Below are 16,338 nucleotides of genomic sequence, written 5' to 3' on the forward strand. Positions count from 1 at the left end.
GGTGGTGCGGGTCCGGGCCGGCGTCTACCGGCCGGTGTGCCGACTGGCCGCCTGAGAGCGCGTCACGCGTCGCGGCGGCGCAGGGTGCGCAGGCCTGCCGCCACTGCGAGGGCCGTCCACGCGGCTGCCAGCAGCAGGCCGGTGGTGTGGCCGTAGTGGACGTCCGGGGCGTCGTGCAGGCGCATCGCGTACAGGCCGGCCCGGTCCGGGAGGAACTGGGCGACGTCACGGACTCCGGGGATCGCGGACAGTGCGGTGGTGCCGAGGAAGACCATCGGGGAGAGCAGGCCCAGTGCGGCGGTCTGGTTGCGCAGCACGGTGGTCAGCGACAGGCACAGCACCAGCAGCAGCGGGTGGTAGAGCATGCCCGCAGCCAGCGCCCGCGCGGTGCCCGGGGCGGACAGGTCGAGGCCCACCGAGGCCTCGGTGGCGGCGAGCTGGCCCGCCACCGAGAGCACCCCGACGGCCAGGCCCAGGCCCGCGCCGAGCAGCAGCTTGCCGCGGAAGAACCGCACCCGGTCGGGGACGGCCGCCAGCGAGGTGGCCAGGGTGCCGGAGGCGTACTCCTGGCCGACCAGCAGGATGCCCAGGCAGACCACCGCGACCTGGCCGAAGTTCAGACCGTAGAACACGCCCTCCATCGGGTCCTCGGTGAGCGAGGTGTCGGTCTTCCCGTAGGAGAACTGCACGACGGCGGTGATGCCCGCGCTCAGCGCGACCGCCAGCAGCGGCGTCGTCCACAGCGAACGCAGCGTGGTGAACTTGGCCCACTCGGCGCGCAGCGGGAACGTGGTGGCGCTCATGCCGTCACCGCCCGGTACTCGACGGCGTCCGCGGTCATCCGCATGAATGCTTCCTCCAGGGAATCGTGGGTGACGGACAGTTCGATCAGCACCACCCGGCGGGACGCGGCCAGCGCGCCCAGCTCGCCCGGGTCGGCGTCGGGGACGTCCCACGCGCCGTCGCCGAGCGGCACCGCCTCCGGGTGGGCCTCGGCGAGCAGCGCGGCCAGCCCGGCCGGGTCGACGGCCCGGACGCGGACCCGGCGGCGGCCGTTCTCCGCCAGGAAGTCGGCGGTGGAGGTGTCGGCCAGCAGCCGGCCCCGGCCGATCACCACCAGGTGGTCGGCGGTCCGGGCCATCTCCGCCATCAGGTGCGAGGAGACCAGCACCGCGCGGCCCTCGTCGGCGAGCCGGCGCAGCAGCGTCCGGATCCACCGGATGCCCTCCGCGTCCAGGCCGTTGACCGGCTCGTCCAGCAGCAGCGCGGCCGGGTCGCCGAGCAGGGCGGCGGCGATGCCCAGGCGCTGGCGCATGCCGAGCGAGAAGGTGCGGATCCGGCGGCCGGCGGCGTCCGAGAGGCCGACCAGGGCCAGCACCTCGTCCACCCGGCGGGCGGGAAGCCGGTGCGAGGCGGCGATCCAGCTCAGGTGGCCGGCGGCGGTGCGGCCGCCGTGCACGGCCTGTGCGTCCAGCAGGGCGCCGACCCGGCGCAGCGGCTCGGTCAGCCGGGCGTAGGGCAGGCCGTCGACCAGGGCCGTGCCGGAGGTCGGCCGGTCCAGGCCGAGCGCCATCCGCAGGGTGGTGGACTTGCCCGCGCCGTTCGGCCCGAGGAAGCCGGTCACCCGGCCCGCCGCCACCCGGAAGGTGAGGCCGTCGACGACCCGGCGCTCCCCGTACGCCTTGGTCAGGTCACGAATCTCGATCACGCCGGCTCCCTCCGTCGGTGCCCTTCGGCCTGTGACAGCAAGTCAACCGGCGTGCCGCGCACGGGAGATCCCGCCGGGGAGTGGTCCGTCTCCCTCTCGGGAGGGAGGATGCGGCGGGGGGCCGGTGCGGGAGGATGGCGCGATGCCCGCACCGCTGATCGCTCCGCTGCTGCGCCCCGTCACCTACGCCCGCTGGCTGCACCTGCTGATCGGCCTGGTGTTCGCCGGGATCGTGCTGCTGGTCTACCCGGGGACGGAGGGCGTCTCCACCGGGCGGGCGCTGCTGGTCGGCAGCGCGGTCGACGTGCCGCTGCTGTGCCTGGTCGCGCTGGTGCCGGCGGTGCGGCGGGCCGAGGGCGTGCAGGCTCGGCTGCTGCTGGCGCCGGAGCGCGAGGAGTCCATCGGCGTCGCGCCGTCGGCGAGTTGGGCCGATCGCGGGCGGACGGCGCTCTGGCTGGTCGCCCGGGTGGCGCTCGGTACCGCGGCGGGCGCGCTGACCGTCGGGGCGCTCGGCGCGGCCGCCCGTGCGGCCGGGCCGCCGTTCGGCCCGCAGGTGCTGCTCGCCCCGCTCGTGCTGTTCGCCCTGCTGTGGCTGGTGGTGCTCGCCGGAAGGCTTCAACTCGCCCTGGCCGTAAGGCTGTTGGGGCCTTCGGCGGCCGAGCGGCTGGCCGCCGCGGAACTGCGCGCGGAGCGCCTGCTGGAACGCAACCGGCTGGCCCGCGAACTGCACGACTCGATCGGCCACGCCCTGACCGTGACCGTCCTCCAGGCCGGCGCGGCCCGCGAGGTCGCCGACCCGGCGTTCCGCGACCGGGCGCTGGAGGCGATCGAGACCACCGGCCGGCGCGCCCTGGACGACCTGGAACGGATGCTCGTCCTGCTCCGCGAGGCCCCCGAGACCGCCGCCACCGAACAGCCCGGCCTGGACCGCGCCGAGGAACTGTTCGCCGCCGCCCGCGCCGCCGGCAGCCCCGTCGACGTCCGACTGGACGTCCGCGTCGGCGAGTTGCCGGGCGTGCTGTCCCGCGAGGCGTACCGGATCGTCCAGGAGGGCGTCACCAACGCGCTGCGGCACGCCCCCGGCGCACCCATCGGCATCCGCGGCGCCGTCGCCGACGGCGTCCTCGCCCTGGACTGCCGCACCCCGCGCACCGGCGGCGGCGCCGGCAGCCGCAAGGGCGGCGGCAAGGGCCTGCGCGGCATCCGCGAACGCGCCGTGCTGCTCGGCGGCGAGTGCGAGGCCGGCCCGGACGGAACGGACTGGCTGCTGCGGGTCCGGCTGCCACTACGGTTGGGCCGATGACGATGATCAAGGTGCTGCTGGTCGACGACGAGGAGCTGATCCGGGCCGGCCTGCGCGCCGTCCTGGACGCCCAGGACGGCATCGGCGTGGTCGGCGAGGCCGAGGACGGCGCCCAGGCCCTCGGCCTGGTCCGCTCGCTGCGCCCCGACGTGGTGCTGATGGACGTCCGGATGCCCGGCGTCGACGGGCTGGCCGCGACCCGGGCGATCCTGCGCGCCGCCGACGAGCCGCCGAAGATCCTGGTCGTCACCACCTTCGAGGCCGACGACTACGTGTACGAGGCGCTGCGGGCCGGCGCGGACGGCTTCCTGCTCAAGCGCTCCCGCCCGGCGGAGATCGTCCAGGCGGTGCGGCTGGTCGCGGCCGGCGAGTCGCTGCTGTTCCCGGCGTCGATCCGCCGGCTCGCCGCGGCCCGCGCCGAACGGGCCGCGGACGGCGGGGCGGTGGCCCGGGCCGGCCTGACCGAACGCGAGGGGCAGGTGCTGCGGCTGATGGCGCGCGGACTGTCCAACGCGGAGATCGGCGACCGGCTGCACCTGGGCGTGCAGACCGTCAAGACGCACGTCAGCAGCCTGCTCGGCAAACTCGGCGCGCGCGACCGCACCCAGGCGGTGATCGCCGCCTACGAGTCGGGCTTCGTCACCCCGTCCGCCGAGGAGGCCTGACCGCCGGGGCGGCCCGGCCGCAGGTCACTCCGCGGGGCCCTCGTAGATGGTGGTCACCCACTTGGGGACGTCGGTGCCGCAGCTCTGCACGCCCTCCTTGGTGATCGCGGAGTTCACGCAGTCCAGGTAGTCGTGGTAGGTGAACTGCAGGGCGAAGGTCGCCAGCGACATCGCCAGCGCCAGGCCGCCGGTGAGCAGCGCGGAGAGCGCCGCCGGGACCTGCGGGCGGACCGGGCGCGACGCGAACGGGTCGGTGACCGGCTCGGCGGGTACGCGCAGCACGGCGACGGCGTACCAGACGGCCAGCAGGGACAGCGGGAAGCCGATCCAGAACAGGCCGAACAGCGTGGTCAGCAGCGCGCCGAAGCCCGACAGCAGGGCGTTGCGGGCGGTGCGGTGGGTCGGGTCGGCCAGGTCGAGGCGGGGGCCCTGCGGGCCGGGCTCGGGGCGCGGGCCCCACTGCGGCGGCTGCGGGCCGTCGCCCTCCGGCGATCCGTCCGGCCGCTCACCGGAGGGCGACTGCGGGACGCGGGGACGCCAGGGCTGGTCCGGGGCGCCGGGCGGAGGGGGCGCGAAGGGGTTGCGCTCGCCGCTGTCCTCGCCGCTGCTCATGGTGTCGGCCGTTTCTGCTCGTCGTCGGTCCGCCCGGCGGTGGGGGAGTGGGCGGTCGGTCAATGATCCCTCACGCGCATCGCGGCTGTACGGTACCCCGTACGTCCGGGGTCGGACGGCCGGGAGATCCCCGTCTCAACTACGCGCGTAGCGTTGCCGGGTGGTTACGGGTGGCCTCCCACCAGCCGTTATCGTGGTGACGGTCGGCAGCTCCCGACGGTTCCCAGGGCCCCGCAGCGCCGCGGCCGTCCGTGCCCGTCGACGGTTCCCGACCTGCCGCCGCCCGTAATGGCCCCACCGACGGTGGACGTACCAGCGGGCGACACGACCTACGGAGAATCGCTGCCGTGGCTGCCGCTGACGCCCAGGTGTTCCCGCCCCGTACCCCCGGACCGGCCCGCCTGGTGGTGCTCGTCTCCGGCTCCGGCACCAACCTCCAGGCGCTGATCGACGCCGCCGCCGACCCCGCATACGGCGTGGAGATCGTCGCGGTGGGCGCGGACCGCGACCACATCGCCGGCATCGACCGGGCGCAGCGGGTCGGCATCCCGGTGTTCGTCGAGCGGGTCAAGGACCACGCCGACCGCGCCTCCTGGGACGCCGCGCTGACCGCCGCCGTCGCCGCCCACCGGCCCGACCTGGTGATCAGCGCCGGCTTCATGAAGATCCTCGGCCCCGCGTTCCTCGGCGCCTTCGCCGGACGCACCGTCAACACCCACCCCGCGCTGCTGCCCGCGTTCCCCGGGGCGCACGGCGTCACCGACGCCCTGGCATACGGCGTGAAGGTCACCGGCTGCACCGTGCACCTGGTGGACGCGGGCGTGGACACCGGGCCGATCATCGCCCAGGGCGTGGTGGAGGTCGAGGACGCCGACCACGCCGACGACGGCGACGCGCTGCACGAGCGCATCAAGACTGTCGAGCGCAAGCTGCTCGTCGAGGTCGTGGGCCGGCTGGCCCGCGAAGGACACCGCATCGAAGACCGAAAGGTATGGATTCCGGCATGAGCGCCGCTTCCTCCGCCAACACCCCCGTCTCCGAGAACGTACGCCCGATCCGGCGCGCGCTGATCAGCGTGTACGACAAGACCGGTCTGGAGGAGTTGGCCCAGGGGCTGCACGCCGCCGGGGTCGCCATCGTCTCCACCGGCTCCACCGCCGGCCGGATCGCCGCCGCCGGCGTCCCGGTCACCGAGGTCTCCGAGCTGACCGGCTTCCCCGAGTGCCTGGACGGCCGGGTCAAGACCCTGCACCCGCGGGTGCACGCCGGCGTCCTCGCCGACCTGCGCCTGGAGTCGCACCGCGCGCAGCTCGCGGAGCTCGGCGTCGAGCCGTTCGACCTGGTCGTGGTGAACCTGTACCCGTTCACCGCCACCGTCGCCTCCGGCGCCACCCCCGACGAGTGCGTCGAGCAGATCGACATCGGCGGCCCGTCGATGGTCCGCGCCGCCGCCAAGAACCACCCCTCGGTGGCCGTCGTGGTCGACCCGGCCCGCTACGCGGACGTGCTGACCGCCGTCCGGGGCGGCGGCTTCGACCTGCTGACCCGCAAGCGGCTGGCCGCCGCCGCGTTCGCGCACACCGCCGCGTACGACGTCGCCGTCGCCTCCTGGTTCGAGCAGTCCGGCTACACCGAGTCGGACGCGGCGTTCCCGTCCTTCCTGGGCGACACCTGGGAGCTCGGCAACGTCCTGCGCTACGGCGAGAACCCGCACCAGCAGGCCGCGCTCTACACCGACGGCACGGGCGGCCTCGCGGGCGCCCGGCAGCTGCACGGCAAGGAGATGTCCTACAACAACTACGTGGACACCGACGCCGCCCGCCGCGCCGCCTACGACCACGCCGGCCCCGCCGTCGCGATCATCAAGCACGCCAACCCGTGCGGCATCGCCACCGGCGCGGACGTCGCCGAGGCCCACCGCAAGGCCCACGCCTGCGACCCGGTCTCCGCGTACGGCGGCGTGATCGCCGTCAACCGCCCGGTCACCGTCGAACTGGCCGAGCAGATCGCCCCGATCTTCACCGAGGTCGTCGTCGCCCCCGGCTACGAGGACGGCGCCCTCGAGGTGCTGACCAAGAAGAAGAACCTGCGGGTGCTGCTCGCCCCCGAGGCCCCCGCCGACAAGCTGGAGTCCCGCCGGATCTCCGGCGGCGTGCTGCTCCAGCAGGTCGACCGCGTCGACGCCGCGGGCGACGACCCGGCCACCTGGACGCTGGCCACCGGCGAGGCGCTGTCCGCCGACGAGCTCGCCGAACTCGCCTTCGCCTGGCGGGCCTGCCGGGCCGTCAAGTCCAACGCGATCCTGCTCGCCAAGGACGGCGCCTCGGTCGGCGTCGGCATGGGCCAGGTCAACCGGGTCGACTCCTGCAAGCTGGCCGTCACCCGGGCCGGCGAGCGGTCGGTCGGCGCCTACGCCGCCTCCGACGCGTTCTTCCCGTTCGCCGACGGCCTGGAGATCCTGCTCGCCGCGGGCGTCAAGGCCGTGGTCCAGCCCGGCGGTTCGATCCGCGACGAAGAGGTCGTCGCCGCCGCCGAGAAGGCCGGCGTGACCATGTACTTCTCCGGGACCCGGCACTTCTTCCACTGACGCCGCGCCCCGGAACGCCGAGGGCCCCGCACTCCGTCCGGAGTGCGGGGCCCTCGGGCGTCTACGGCGCTATCGCTTGATCACGACGGTGCCGGCGGCACGGTCGTGCCAGCCCTGCAGCTTGCCGGAGTTGTCGAAGAACGGCGACAGCCAGACCAAGATCTGACCGAGACCGCACACGAACGCGCCGACCTGCGGGATGATGAAGCGGATGAAACCGCCGCCCACGCCCGGGTTCTGGCCGTCGGCCTCCTTGACCACGCGCAGGCCCAGGGCCATCTTGCCCAGGGTGGCGCCCACCAGGCCGACCATCAGCCACTCGTAGAGCAGGTTGAAGACGCCGATCACGGCGATCATGCCGAAGAACGCGGCGATGGTGCCGCCGGACGCCGAGGCCTGCTCGTTCACGCAGTTGCTGTACGACACGGTGCCGTAGTCGTAGCCCGAGCAGTCCTTGAGGTCGTTCGACAGACCGACCATGCCGGCCAGGCCCAGCGCAAACGCGATGCCGACCACCACGCCGCTGATCAGACCGTCCAGCAGACGGGCCAGGAAACGCTGGCCCATGGTGGCGACCCGCACCATGCCGAGGTTGGCGATGTTGATGTAGCCGTTGTTGGCCTGGATCGTGCCGGGCGCCTGCGGGTAGCCGTAGCCGTAGCCGGGCTGCGGCGGCACCTGGCCCTGCGGGTAGCCGTAGCCGGGCTGCTGCGGCGGCTGCTGCGGGTAGCCGTAACCCGGCTGCTGCTGCGGCGGCGGCTGCTGGCCGTAGGGGTTGTTGGGGTCGGGCGGGTAGCTCATCGATGCCTCCGGGCAGGAAGGAGCGTGGACGGAACAGTGAAAACCTGGGGACGGACGGGCAGGGGAAACGCCGACCGGGTCGGAGAGTAGCGGACGAGTCCGACGGTGAGGGGATCAACAGCCATCAGCCGGACCTCCGTTCAGAGCGTGAGAACACCGAGGCGGACCAACTCCCAGGCCCAGGCCACGATCGCGGCCACGCCCAGCAGCAGGTTCCGCCGGCTGTACGACAACGCGCCCCACCAACGGGCCGGGCCCAGCGGCGCGAACACCAGCGCCGCCACCGCCGCCACCGTCACCGGGTTCGCCGCCAACGCGGCCCCCCAGTGCGCGTGGCCGGCCTCGATGAACACCGTGGTGCTGCCGCACAACGGGCACGGCACACCGGTCGCCAACCGCAACGGGCAGAGCACGCCCGGGTCGTGGGCGTCGTGCACCGCCGCCACCGCCAGCGCCGCACCGGCCACCGCGGCCAGCCGCAGCACCGTGTCGGCCCACCGCCGCCAACGGCCCGTCGCCGCAGCGCCGGACACCGGCAGCGGACGGTCCGTCACCGGGGCGGGCGGCGCGGGCGTCGCCGGGCTCATGCGTCCGGAACGGCGAAGTAGAGGACCACGATCGCGATGCTGATCAGCAGCGCCAGCGAGTTCAGCGCGATGCCGCCGATCGCGGCGGTACGCCCCGTCCCGCCCAGCTGCGCGGACCTCTTCAACCCCGAGACGCCGAGGCCCACACCCACCACGCCCGCCAGGCCGACGAACCAGCAGGACAGCAGGATCGCCAGGAAACCGACCACCACCGAGGCCGTGGCCAGCGAATTGTTCACCGCCATCGGCACACCGGGCGGGTACGGGTGAGAGGTGTGCGGCGGCTGCTGCGGATAGCCGTAGCCGTAAGGAGGCTGCGGCTGCGCCGGCGGCGCCTGGGGATAGCCGTACGGCTGCGGCGGCGGCGGCCCGGGCTGGCCGCCGGCCTGGCCGTAACCGCCGTACGGGTCCGGCTGGTACGGATTGCTCACGTGTCGATTCCCCCGACTTTTTCGTCCCCCGCCGCCGGACGATCCGTCACCGGGACACGGGCGGCGGCACTTGCCCCGTCATCGTGAGCTTTGGCGCGGCGCGATGTCCAGCCACATGCAGGCCACACGCACGAACGTGGCACAACTGCAATCCCCCGGCACGCTCCGTGGCCGCCGCCGGGACGCTCCGTGCAGGACCGTCCCGGCGTCGACACCCGCCCCGGCACCGACACCCGCCCCGCATCCGGAAGAATGGAGACATGACTGCCCAGATTCTCGATGGCAAGGCCACCGCGGCCGCGATCAAGTCCGAACTCGCCGTCCGCGTGGCGGCCCTCAAGGAACGGGGCATCGTCCCCGGCCTCGGCACCGTCCTGGTCGGCGACGACCCGGGCAGCCGGTGGTACGTCAACGGCAAGCACCGCGACTGCGCGGAGATCGGCATCTCCTCCATCCAGCGCGAACTGCCTGCCACCGCCACCCAGGAGGACGTCGAGAACGTCGTCCGCGAGCTCAACGCCGACCCGTCCTGCACCGGCTACATCGTCCAGCTGCCGCTCCCCAAGGGCCTGGACCAGAACCGCGTCCTCGAACTGATGGACCCCGACAAGGACGCCGACGGCCTGCACCCGACCTCGCTCGGCCGCCTCGTCCTCGGCATCGACGGCCCGCTGCCCTGCACCCCGCTCGGCATCGTCGAACTGCTGCGCCGCCACGACGTCGCCATCGACGGCGCCGAGGTCGTGGTCGTCGGCCGCGGCATCACCGTCGGCCGCTCCATCGGCCTGCTGCTCACCCGCCGCAGCGAGAACGCCACCGTCACCCTGTGCCACACCGGCACCCGCGACCTCGCCTCCCACCTGCGCAAGGCCGACATCGTGGTCGCCGCCGCGGGCGTCCCGCACCTGGTCAAGCCCGAGGACGTCAAGCTCGGCGCGGCCGTGCTCGACGTCGGCGTCTCCCGCAGCGAGGGCAAGATCGTCGGCGACGTGCACCCCGGCGTCGCCGAGGTCGCCGCGTGGATCTCCCCCAACCCCGGCGGCGTCGGCCCGATGACCCGCGCGATGCTGCTCAACAACATCGTCGAGGCGGCCGAGCGCCGCGCCGGCGTCTGAGACCGGTGCCCGGCGTCATGAAGCGCGCCCGCCGCCGCCCCGTCACCACCGAAGGCACCCTGCCGCCGGAAGGCTCGCGGGCGGCACTCGGCCGCGGCCACACCCTTCCGCTGCGGCAGTGGCCGATCACCCTGGTGCTCGCCGTCGCCACCCTCGGCCTGCTGATCACCTGGGCCGGGAACTTCCGCCTCGGCCTGCTCGCCGTCGGAGTCGCCCCCCTGCTCGGCGCGCTCCTCCGACTCGGCCTCCCGGACGTCGGCCTGCTCGCCGTCCGCAGCCGGTTCACGGACGTCACCCTGATGTTCGTCCTCGGCGGGGTGATCGTGCTGCTCACCCTGGTGGCGCAGCCCAACCCGTGGCTGAACATCCCCATGCTCGACAACATCGGACGCCTCATCGGGCACCCGGTGCACTGAGAAGAACCGCGCGACAAGCGCAAGGCCCGTCCGCAAGGTCGCGATCACGTGCAGGTCATTGTCCTGCGTCGCGATCCTGCGGACGGGCCTTCCGCTTCGCGCAGTCTGCCGCGCCCCTGTCTGCGCGCCCACCTGCCTTCGCGCCCCTCCGTGCTGCTGCGATAGCCTGTCTCGGGTCTCTCGACATCGAGAGATCATCTCGGCTCCAGCGCGCCGATGTGCCTGGGGCGCCTGGCGACAGCTGGAGAAGGTAGATATGACTCGCACCCCCGTCAACGTCACCGTTACCGGAGCGGCCGGCCAGATCGGCTACGCGCTGCTCTTCCGCATCGCCTCCGGTCACCTGCTGGGTGCCGACGTGCCGGTGAACCTGCGTCTGCTGGAGATCCCGCAGGGCGTGAAGGCCGCCGAGGGTGTCGCGATGGAGCTGGACGACTGCGCGTTCCCGCTGCTGCGTGACATCACCATCACCGACCAGGCGAACGTGGCGTTCGACGGCGCCAACGTCGCGCTGCTGGTCGGCGCGCGTCCGCGCACCGCCGGCATGGAGCGCGGCGACCTGCTGGCCGCCAACGGCGGCATCTTCGGTCCGCAGGGCAAGGCGATCAACGCCCACGCCGCGGACGACATCAAGGTCCTGGTGGTCGGCAACCCGGCCAACACCAACGCCCTGATCGCGCAGCGCAACGCCCCGGACGTTCCGGCCGAGCGCTTCACCGCGATGACCCGTCTGGACCACAACCGTGCCGTCGCCCAGCTGGCGAAGAAGGCCGGCGTGACGGTCGAGGACGTCAAGAAGGTCACCATCTGGGGCAACCACTCCGCCTCCCAGTACCCCGACCTGTTCCACGCGGAGATCTCCGGCAAGTCCGCGTTCGACGCCGTCGGCGCCGACCAGGAGTGGGTCGAGAACTTCTTCATCCCGAAGGTCGCCAAGCGCGGCGCCGAGATCATCGAGGTCCGCGGCGCGTCCTCGGCCGCCTCGGCCGCGAACGCCGCCATCGACCACGTCCACACCTGGGTCAACGGCACCCCGGCCGGCGACTGGACCTCGATGGGCATCGTCTCCGACGGCTCGTACGGCGTGCCGGAGGGCCTGATCTCCTCGTTCCCGGTCACCACCAAGGACGGCAAGTTCGAGATCGTCCAGGGCCTGGACCTCTCCGAGTTCGACCGCAAGCGGATCGACGCCTCCGTCAAGGAGCTCGCCGAGGAGCGCGACGCGGTGCAGGAGCTCGGCCTCATCTGAGTGCCGCTCCGCCGCGTGTGAACGGCCGGGTGCCCACGGGGCGCCCGGCCGTTCTCCTACACTCGGGCCGTGAGCGAAACCCTGCAGGACGCCGCGCTCGTCCTGGTGTTCATCATGCTGGGCGGGTTGTTCAACGTCGCGGAGATCGCGCTGATCTCGCTGCGCGAGGGACAGATCCGCGCCCTGGAGTCGGCGGGCTCCCGCCGCGCCGCCCGGGCGGCGCATCTGGCGGCCGACCCGAACCGGTTCCTGGCCGCCGTGCAGGTCGGGGTGACGTGCATGGGCTTCCTGTCGGCGGCGTTCGGCGCCGACACGCTGGCCGGCAAGCTCGCGCCGGTGTTCGTGAAGGCCGGGCTCTCGGACGGCGTCGCGGACGCGGTCGCGCTGGTCGGCCTGACCCTGGTGATCTCCTACGCGTCGCTGGTGCTGGGCGAGTTGACGCCCAAGCGGATCGGCCTGCAGCGGGCCGACTCGATCGCCCTGCTGGCCGCGCCGGTGGTGGACGTGATGTCGGTGGTGCTGCGCCCGGCGATCTGGCTGCTCGGGCACTCGACCGACCTGATGGTGCGGCTGCTGGGCGGCGACCCGACCGCCGGGCGGGGCGCGATGAGCCCGGAGGAGCTCCGCGGCCTGGTCGCGTCCAACACCGAACTCGGTTCGGACGAACGCGAGTTGATCAACGAGGTGTTCGCGGCGGGGGAGCGCCAGCTGCGCGAGGTGATGGTGCCGCGCACCGAGGTGACCTTCCTGGACGGCGACCGGCTGGTGCGCGAGGTCCGCGCCGAGACGGACTCCTCGCCGCACTCCCGCTACCCGGTGGTGGAGGGCTCCTACGACGCCGTCACCGGTTTCGTGCACGTCCGCGACCTGTACGGGGTGCGCGGCGAGCAGGCCGCCCGGGTCCGCGACCTGGCCCGGCCCGTCAAGCTGCTGCCCGCCACCAAGCGGGTGCTGGAGGCGATGAGCGAGATGCGCCGCGAGGGCCACCACCTGGCCATCGTGGTCGACGAGTACGGCGGCACCGCGGGCATCGTCACCCTGGAGGACCTGGTCGAGGAGGTGATCGGCGAGATCCGCGACGAGTACGACGCCCAGGACACCACCGCGACCCGGCGGCTGGCCGGCGGCGGCGTCGAACTCGACGGCCTGCTCAACCTCGCCGACTTCGCCGAGGAGACCGGCTTCACACTGCCCGAGGGCCCGTACGAGACGGTCGCCGGGTTCGTGGTGCGCGAGCTCGGCCGGCTGCCGGAGAAGGGCGACCAGGTGCTCACCGAGTCCGGGGCCCGGCTCACCGTGGCCCGCCTGGACGGGCGGCGGATCGAGCGGCTGCGGGTGAGTGCCGTCACACTGCCGAACCCGGGTGCGCAGGACGTTTCCTGAGCGGTCGGGGGAACTGGAAGAATGGGCGCATGGTCAACGCAGCGGTCACCGGTCCGGTGAAGGACCGTCCCCGGGTGCTCTCCGGCATCCAGCCCACCTCAGGCTCCTTCCACCTGGGCAACTATCTCGGCGCGGTGCGCCAGTGGGTCGACATGCAGGAGGCGAACGACGCCTTCTACATGGTCGTCGACCTGCACGCGATCACCGTCGAGCAGGACCCGGCGACGCTGCGGCAGAACACCCGGGTCTCCGTCGCGCAGCTGCTCGGCGCCGGCCTGGACCCGGAGCGCTGCACCCTGTTCGTGCAGTCCCAGGTGCCCGAGCACGCGCAGCTGGCCTGGGTGATGAACTGCTTCACCGGCTTCGGCGAGGCCTCCCGGATGACGCAGTTCAAGGACAAGTCGCAGAAGCAGGGCGCCGACCGCACCACCGTCGGCCTGTTCACCTACCCCGTGCTGATGGTCGCCGACGTCCTGCTCTACCAGACCCAGACCGTCCCGGTCGGCGAGGACCAGCGCCAGCACCTGGAGCTCACCCGCGACCTCGCGGAGCGGTTCAACACCCGCTACGGCAAGACCTTCACCGTCCCCGAGCCGTACATCCTGAAGGCCACCGCCAAGATCCAGGACCTGCAGGACCCGGCGGCGAAGATGAGCAAGTCCGCGGCCAGCGACAAGGGCCTGATCAGCCTGCTCGACCCGCCGAAGACCAGCGCCAAGAAGTTCAAGAGCGCCGTCACCGACACCGACACCGTGGTCACCTACGACGAGGCGAACAAGCCCGGCGTCTCCAACCTGCTGCGGATCCACTCCGCGCTCAGCGGGATGAGCATCGAGCAACTGGTCGCGCACTTCGACGGCAAGATGTACGGCGCCCTGAAGACCGAGCTGGCCGAGCTGTTCACCGACTGGGTGACCCCGTTCCAGACCCGCGTCCAGAGCTACCTGGACGACCCGGCCGAGCTCGACCGGGTGCTGGCGCTCGGCGCCGAGAAGGCCCGCGCGGTGGCGTCCGAGACGCTCGCCGAGGTGTACGACCGGGTCGGCTTCCTGGCGCCGAAGCGCTGATGCCGACGGCTGCCGCCCCCGATGGTGACGGTCTCCCAGAGACCGTCACCATCGGGGTGTCCATACACGTCCCGGAGCCGTACGGCAGCCAGGTGCAGGACGCCCGGGCCGGCCACGGCGACCCGCAGGCCCGGGCGATACCCACCCACGTCACGCTGCTGCCGCCCACCGAGACCCGGGCCGAGCACCTGCCCGGAATCGAGCAGCACCTGCGGGCGGTGGCCTCGGCGCAGCGCCCGTTCCGGATGCTGCTCCAGGGCAGCGGCACCTTCCGCCCGGTCTCCCCGGTGGTCTTCGTCCGGGTCGAGGAGGGCGCCCAGGAGTGCCGCGAGCTGGAGGCCGAGGTGCGCTCCGGCCCGCTCGCCCGCGAACTCGCCTTCCCCTACCACCCGCACGTCACCGTCGCCCACGGCCTGCCGGACGCCGTCCTGGACGAGGCGTACGAACAGGCCCGGAGTTTCCGCGCGGTGTTCGACGTCACCGAATTCGTGCTGTCGACGTTCGGTGGCGACGGGGTGTGGCGGCCGTGGCGCGGTTACGCGTTCGGGCGAGCCTGAGCGTTCTGCCTGCGGATTCCTGGAGTTGTCTGGGAGTCCTTTGCCTTTCCTTCGCTTCGGCTTTCGCCGTTGTTACGGTCGAAAGGGGTCGGCGTGGAGCGGGAGAAGCATGTCTGGTGGGCGGTCGGTACCGAAACTGGCGCGGCGATTCGCGGGCCGGGTGCTCCGTCGGCTGGGCATCCTGCCCACCCCTGTTCGTCCCGCGCCCCAGGCTCCTCCGGCACCGGACCCGCAGCGGGTCCGCGAGGACGAACTGGCGGCTGCCGAACCCCGCCTGGTGCGGCACCACGACCGGCTGGCCGAGCTCCGCGACGACCTGCTCGCCCCGGAGGCCCGGCAGGCCAACCTGACCGCCGCTGCCGAGGCGCTGGATGCCGCCGGCGTGCGCTACCTGCTGATCCCCGACCGCGGTGCCCGCCACCGGCTGGCGATTCCCCCCGGCGGCCGGGACCGGGTGCTGGAGGTCGTCGCCGACGCCTTCCGCGGTGCGCCGGTGTACGCCGAGCTGCTCGGCCACGGCAGTGTGCACCGCACCGTGCTCGCCGAGGAGCTTCCGCAGGCCGTCGCGGAGCACGAGCTGCCGCTGGTGGAGGCCGCCGCCGATGCGGTGGAGGCCGAGATCGAGCCGGCGGAGGGCAGGTCCGAGCCGGCCGAGGACTCCGCGGAGCCGGAGGAGCCTGTGGAGTTGCCCGAACCGGTCAAGGGCATACGCCTGTACCGCCCGGTGGTGACCGGCACCCGCACTCTCTACTACGGCGAGGACCACGGCTGCGACCTGGAGTTCTGGGACAGCGACGGATCCGCGCGCGGCGCCGTCGCCTCGATCGACCAGACCCCGTTCGGCTGGTGGCTGCCCTCGCTCGAGGCGGCCGGCACCGTCCGGGTCGGCGAGCGTGACTACCCCGTCGCCGAGCCGTTCCTTCGTGTCCTGCCCGAGGACGTCCGCTTCCCGGTGGACGCCGTGATCACCTGGGTCGACGACCAGGACCCCGACTGGCGCGAACGCCGCGACGCCGCCCGCACCCGGTTGTTCGGCGATGCCGCGCCGGCCGCCGACGACACGGACCGTGACGACGGCGACCACCGCTACCGCAGCCGTGACGAACTGCGCCACTGCCTGCGCTCGATGGCCATGTACGCCCCCTGGATCCGGCGGATCTTCCTGATCACCGACGACCAGACGCCGCCGTGGCTGGACACCTCCGTACCCGGGCTGACCCTGGTCTCGCACCGCGAACTGCTGGACCGCGGAGCGGTGTTCAACTCGCACGCGATCGAGACCGGGCTGCACCGGATTCCGGGCCTGGCCGAGCACTTCCTGTACTTCAACGACGACGTACTCCTCGGCGCCCCGGTCCGCCCCGAGGACTTCTTCCTCGGCAGCGGACAGCCGAAGGTCTTCCGCGACACCCGGATTGTCCCGCCGTCCGCCGCGGCCGGCTCCGCCGACGTCTACACCGTTGCCCAGCAGACCACCCGGCGGCTGCTGGAAGGCGAGCACGGCCGGTCCTTCACCCGGGTCCTCGCGCACGTCCCGCACCCGCTGCGGCGCAGCCTGCTGGAGGACGCCGAAGGGCACTGGCGGCCCGAGCTGGAGGCGACCGGCCGCTCGGAGTTCCGCTCCTCCACCGACGTTGCCCCGGTCACCCTCGCGCTCTACCACGCGCACCTGCGCGGCGCCGCGGTCGACGGCACGCTCTCCCACGGATACCTGGCAGTGGACTGCGCCGAGGGCCGGGCCCGGATGACCCGGTTGCTCGACGAGCGCAACCTGCAGGCGTTCTGCCTGGCCGACGGGACAGGCGACGGAAGCCCGGCGGAGGAACAGGACCTGGCGATGGCCGGCTTCCTGGCCGC

General features: G+C 73.0%; 16 protein-coding genes and 1 pseudogene. 11 read left to right on the forward strand and 6 right to left on the reverse strand.

Annotated features, from left to right (window positions below; translation table 11 throughout):
- Window positions 1-62 precede the first annotated feature (62 nt).
- Both AMK19_RS04000 and AMK19_RS04005 read right to left on the reverse strand, forming a co-directional pair.
- Window positions 63-803, reverse strand: a complete 741-nt coding sequence (locus tag AMK19_RS04000; RefSeq protein ID WP_073808045.1) for a hypothetical protein — start codon at window positions 801-803, stop codon at window positions 63-65.
- Window positions 800-1,708 carry an ABC transporter ATP-binding protein gene (locus tag AMK19_RS04005; RefSeq protein ID WP_073808046.1) on the reverse strand — a complete coding sequence of 303 codons (909 nt, stop codon included), beginning with the start codon at window positions 1,706-1,708 and terminating at the stop codon, window positions 800-802. The genes AMK19_RS04000 and AMK19_RS04005 overlap by 4 nt, the downstream gene beginning before the upstream one ends.
- Before the next feature lie 142 nt (window positions 1,709-1,850).
- Between AMK19_RS04005 and AMK19_RS04010 the strand changes: the two genes are divergently transcribed.
- Window positions 1,851-3,011 carry a sensor histidine kinase gene (locus tag AMK19_RS04010; RefSeq protein WP_073808048.1) on the forward strand — a complete coding sequence of 387 codons (1,161 nt, stop codon included), beginning with the start codon at window positions 1,851-1,853 and terminating at the stop codon, window positions 3,009-3,011.
- Window positions 3,008-3,676, forward strand: coding sequence for a response regulator transcription factor (locus AMK19_RS04015; protein WP_083646467.1), 669 nt, complete (start codon window positions 3,008-3,010; stop codon window positions 3,674-3,676). Before AMK19_RS04010 ends, AMK19_RS04015 begins: the two co-directional genes overlap by 4 nt.
- Before the next feature lie 24 nt (window positions 3,677-3,700).
- Here the strand turns inward: AMK19_RS04015 and AMK19_RS04020 are convergent, their stop codons facing one another.
- Window positions 3,701-4,288: a hypothetical protein gene (locus AMK19_RS04020; protein WP_073808049.1), complete on the reverse strand. Its 588-nt coding sequence runs from the start codon at window positions 4,286-4,288 to the stop codon at window positions 3,701-3,703.
- A gap of 347 nt (window positions 4,289-4,635) precedes the next feature.
- On the opposite strand from AMK19_RS04020, the gene purN reads away from it, so the two are divergent.
- Window positions 4,636-5,295, forward strand: coding sequence for a phosphoribosylglycinamide formyltransferase (gene purN / locus AMK19_RS04025; RefSeq protein WP_241844213.1), 660 nt, complete (start codon window positions 4,636-4,638; stop codon window positions 5,293-5,295).
- Entirely contained in the window at window positions 5,292-6,875 is a 1,584-nt protein-coding gene (gene purH, locus AMK19_RS04030; RefSeq protein WP_073808051.1) for a bifunctional phosphoribosylaminoimidazolecarboxamide formyltransferase/IMP cyclohydrolase, read from the forward strand. The genes purN and purH overlap by 4 nt, the downstream gene beginning before the upstream one ends.
- 69 nt (window positions 6,876-6,944) lie before the next feature.
- On the opposite strand, the gene AMK19_RS04035 is transcribed toward purH, so the two are convergent.
- The 3 genes from AMK19_RS04035 to AMK19_RS04045 all read right to left on the reverse strand — a co-directional run bounded on the left by AMK19_RS04035 (window position 6,945) and on the right by AMK19_RS04045 (window position 8,694).
- Window positions 6,945-7,676: an RDD family protein gene (locus AMK19_RS04035; protein ID WP_073808052.1), complete on the reverse strand. Its 732-nt coding sequence runs from the start codon at window positions 7,674-7,676 to the stop codon at window positions 6,945-6,947.
- A gap of 140 nt (window positions 7,677-7,816) precedes the next feature.
- Window positions 7,817-8,263: a DUF2752 domain-containing protein gene (locus AMK19_RS04040; protein WP_083646468.1), complete on the reverse strand. Its 447-nt coding sequence runs from the start codon at window positions 8,261-8,263 to the stop codon at window positions 7,817-7,819.
- Window positions 8,260-8,694, reverse strand: coding sequence for a hypothetical protein (locus AMK19_RS04045; RefSeq protein ID WP_073808054.1), 435 nt, complete (start codon window positions 8,692-8,694; stop codon window positions 8,260-8,262). Before AMK19_RS04045 ends, AMK19_RS04040 begins: the two co-directional genes overlap by 4 nt.
- Before the next feature lie 260 nt (window positions 8,695-8,954).
- On the opposite strand from AMK19_RS04045, the gene AMK19_RS04050 reads away from it, so the two are divergent.
- From AMK19_RS04050 to AMK19_RS04080, 7 genes and pseudogenes are all read left to right on the forward strand, one after another.
- Window positions 8,955-9,809 (forward strand): bifunctional methylenetetrahydrofolate dehydrogenase/methenyltetrahydrofolate cyclohydrolase, encoded by an 855-nt coding sequence (locus tag AMK19_RS04050; protein ID WP_073808055.1) that lies wholly within the window; start codon window positions 8,955-8,957, stop codon window positions 9,807-9,809.
- 17 nt (window positions 9,810-9,826) lie between these two features.
- Window positions 9,827-10,225 (forward strand): DUF3017 domain-containing protein, encoded by a 399-nt coding sequence (locus AMK19_RS04055; protein ID WP_073808057.1) that lies wholly within the window; start codon window positions 9,827-9,829, stop codon window positions 10,223-10,225.
- A 256-nt stretch (window positions 10,226-10,481) separates the two neighbouring features.
- On the forward strand, window positions 10,482-11,474 hold the full coding sequence (locus tag AMK19_RS04060) for a malate dehydrogenase (protein WP_073808058.1): 993 nt from the start codon (window positions 10,482-10,484) through the stop codon (window positions 11,472-11,474).
- A 69-nt stretch (window positions 11,475-11,543) separates the two neighbouring features.
- Window positions 11,544-12,857 carry a hemolysin family protein gene (locus tag AMK19_RS04065; protein WP_073808060.1) on the forward strand — a complete coding sequence of 438 codons (1,314 nt, stop codon included), beginning with the start codon at window positions 11,544-11,546 and terminating at the stop codon, window positions 12,855-12,857.
- Between the two features lie 29 nt (window positions 12,858-12,886).
- Window positions 12,887-13,924 carry a tryptophan--tRNA ligase gene (gene trpS / locus AMK19_RS04070; protein ID WP_073808061.1) on the forward strand — a complete coding sequence of 346 codons (1,038 nt, stop codon included), beginning with the start codon at window positions 12,887-12,889 and terminating at the stop codon, window positions 13,922-13,924.
- Window positions 13,924-14,481 carry a 2'-5' RNA ligase family protein gene (locus AMK19_RS04075; RefSeq protein WP_073808063.1) on the forward strand — a complete coding sequence of 186 codons (558 nt, stop codon included), beginning with the start codon at window positions 13,924-13,926 and terminating at the stop codon, window positions 14,479-14,481. Before trpS ends, AMK19_RS04075 begins: the two co-directional genes overlap by 1 nt.
- A 109-nt stretch (window positions 14,482-14,590) precedes the next feature.
- Window positions 14,591-16,327: pseudogene (locus AMK19_RS04080) on the forward strand (stealth conserved region 3 domain-containing protein); the annotation flags it as partial.
- Between the last annotated feature and the right edge of the window lie 11 nt (window positions 16,328-16,338).

Source organism: Kitasatospora sp. CB01950, assembly GCF_001905465.1.
Taxonomy (GTDB): domain Bacteria; phylum Actinomycetota; class Actinomycetes; order Streptomycetales; family Streptomycetaceae; genus Kitasatospora.

What these genes read in the sequence shown, in the direction of transcription:
- AMK19_RS04000 (WP_073808045.1), bottom strand. Translation starts at nt 803, where the DNA reads ATGAGCGCCACCACGTTCCCGCTGCGCGCCGAGTGGGCCAAGTTCACC.
- AMK19_RS04010 (WP_073808048.1), top strand. Translation starts at nt 1,851, where the DNA reads ATGCCCGCACCGCTGATCGCTCCGCTGCTGCGCCCCGTCACCTACGCC.
- AMK19_RS04015 (WP_083646467.1), top strand. Translation starts at nt 3,008, where the DNA reads ATGACGATGATCAAGGTGCTGCTGGTCGACGACGAGGAGCTGATCCGG.
- AMK19_RS04020 (WP_073808049.1), bottom strand. Translation starts at nt 4,288, where the DNA reads ATGAGCAGCGGCGAGGACAGCGGCGAGCGCAACCCCTTCGCGCCCCCT.
- purH (WP_073808051.1), top strand. Translation starts at nt 5,292, where the DNA reads ATGAGCGCCGCTTCCTCCGCCAACACCCCCGTCTCCGAGAACGTACGC.
- AMK19_RS04035 (WP_073808052.1), bottom strand. Translation starts at nt 7,676, where the DNA reads ATGAGCTACCCGCCCGACCCCAACAACCCCTACGGCCAGCAGCCGCCG.
- AMK19_RS04040 (WP_083646468.1), bottom strand. Translation starts at nt 8,263, where the DNA reads ATGAGCCCGGCGACGCCCGCGCCGCCCGCCCCGGTGACGGACCGTCCG.
- AMK19_RS04050 (WP_073808055.1), top strand. Translation starts at nt 8,955, where the DNA reads ATGACTGCCCAGATTCTCGATGGCAAGGCCACCGCGGCCGCGATCAAG.
- AMK19_RS04055 (WP_073808057.1), top strand. Translation starts at nt 9,827, where the DNA reads ATGAAGCGCGCCCGCCGCCGCCCCGTCACCACCGAAGGCACCCTGCCG.
- AMK19_RS04060 (WP_073808058.1), top strand. Translation starts at nt 10,482, where the DNA reads ATGACTCGCACCCCCGTCAACGTCACCGTTACCGGAGCGGCCGGCCAG.
- trpS (WP_073808061.1), top strand. Translation starts at nt 12,887, where the DNA reads ATGGTCAACGCAGCGGTCACCGGTCCGGTGAAGGACCGTCCCCGGGTG.
- AMK19_RS04075 (WP_073808063.1), top strand. Translation starts at nt 13,924, where the DNA reads ATGCCGACGGCTGCCGCCCCCGATGGTGACGGTCTCCCAGAGACCGTC.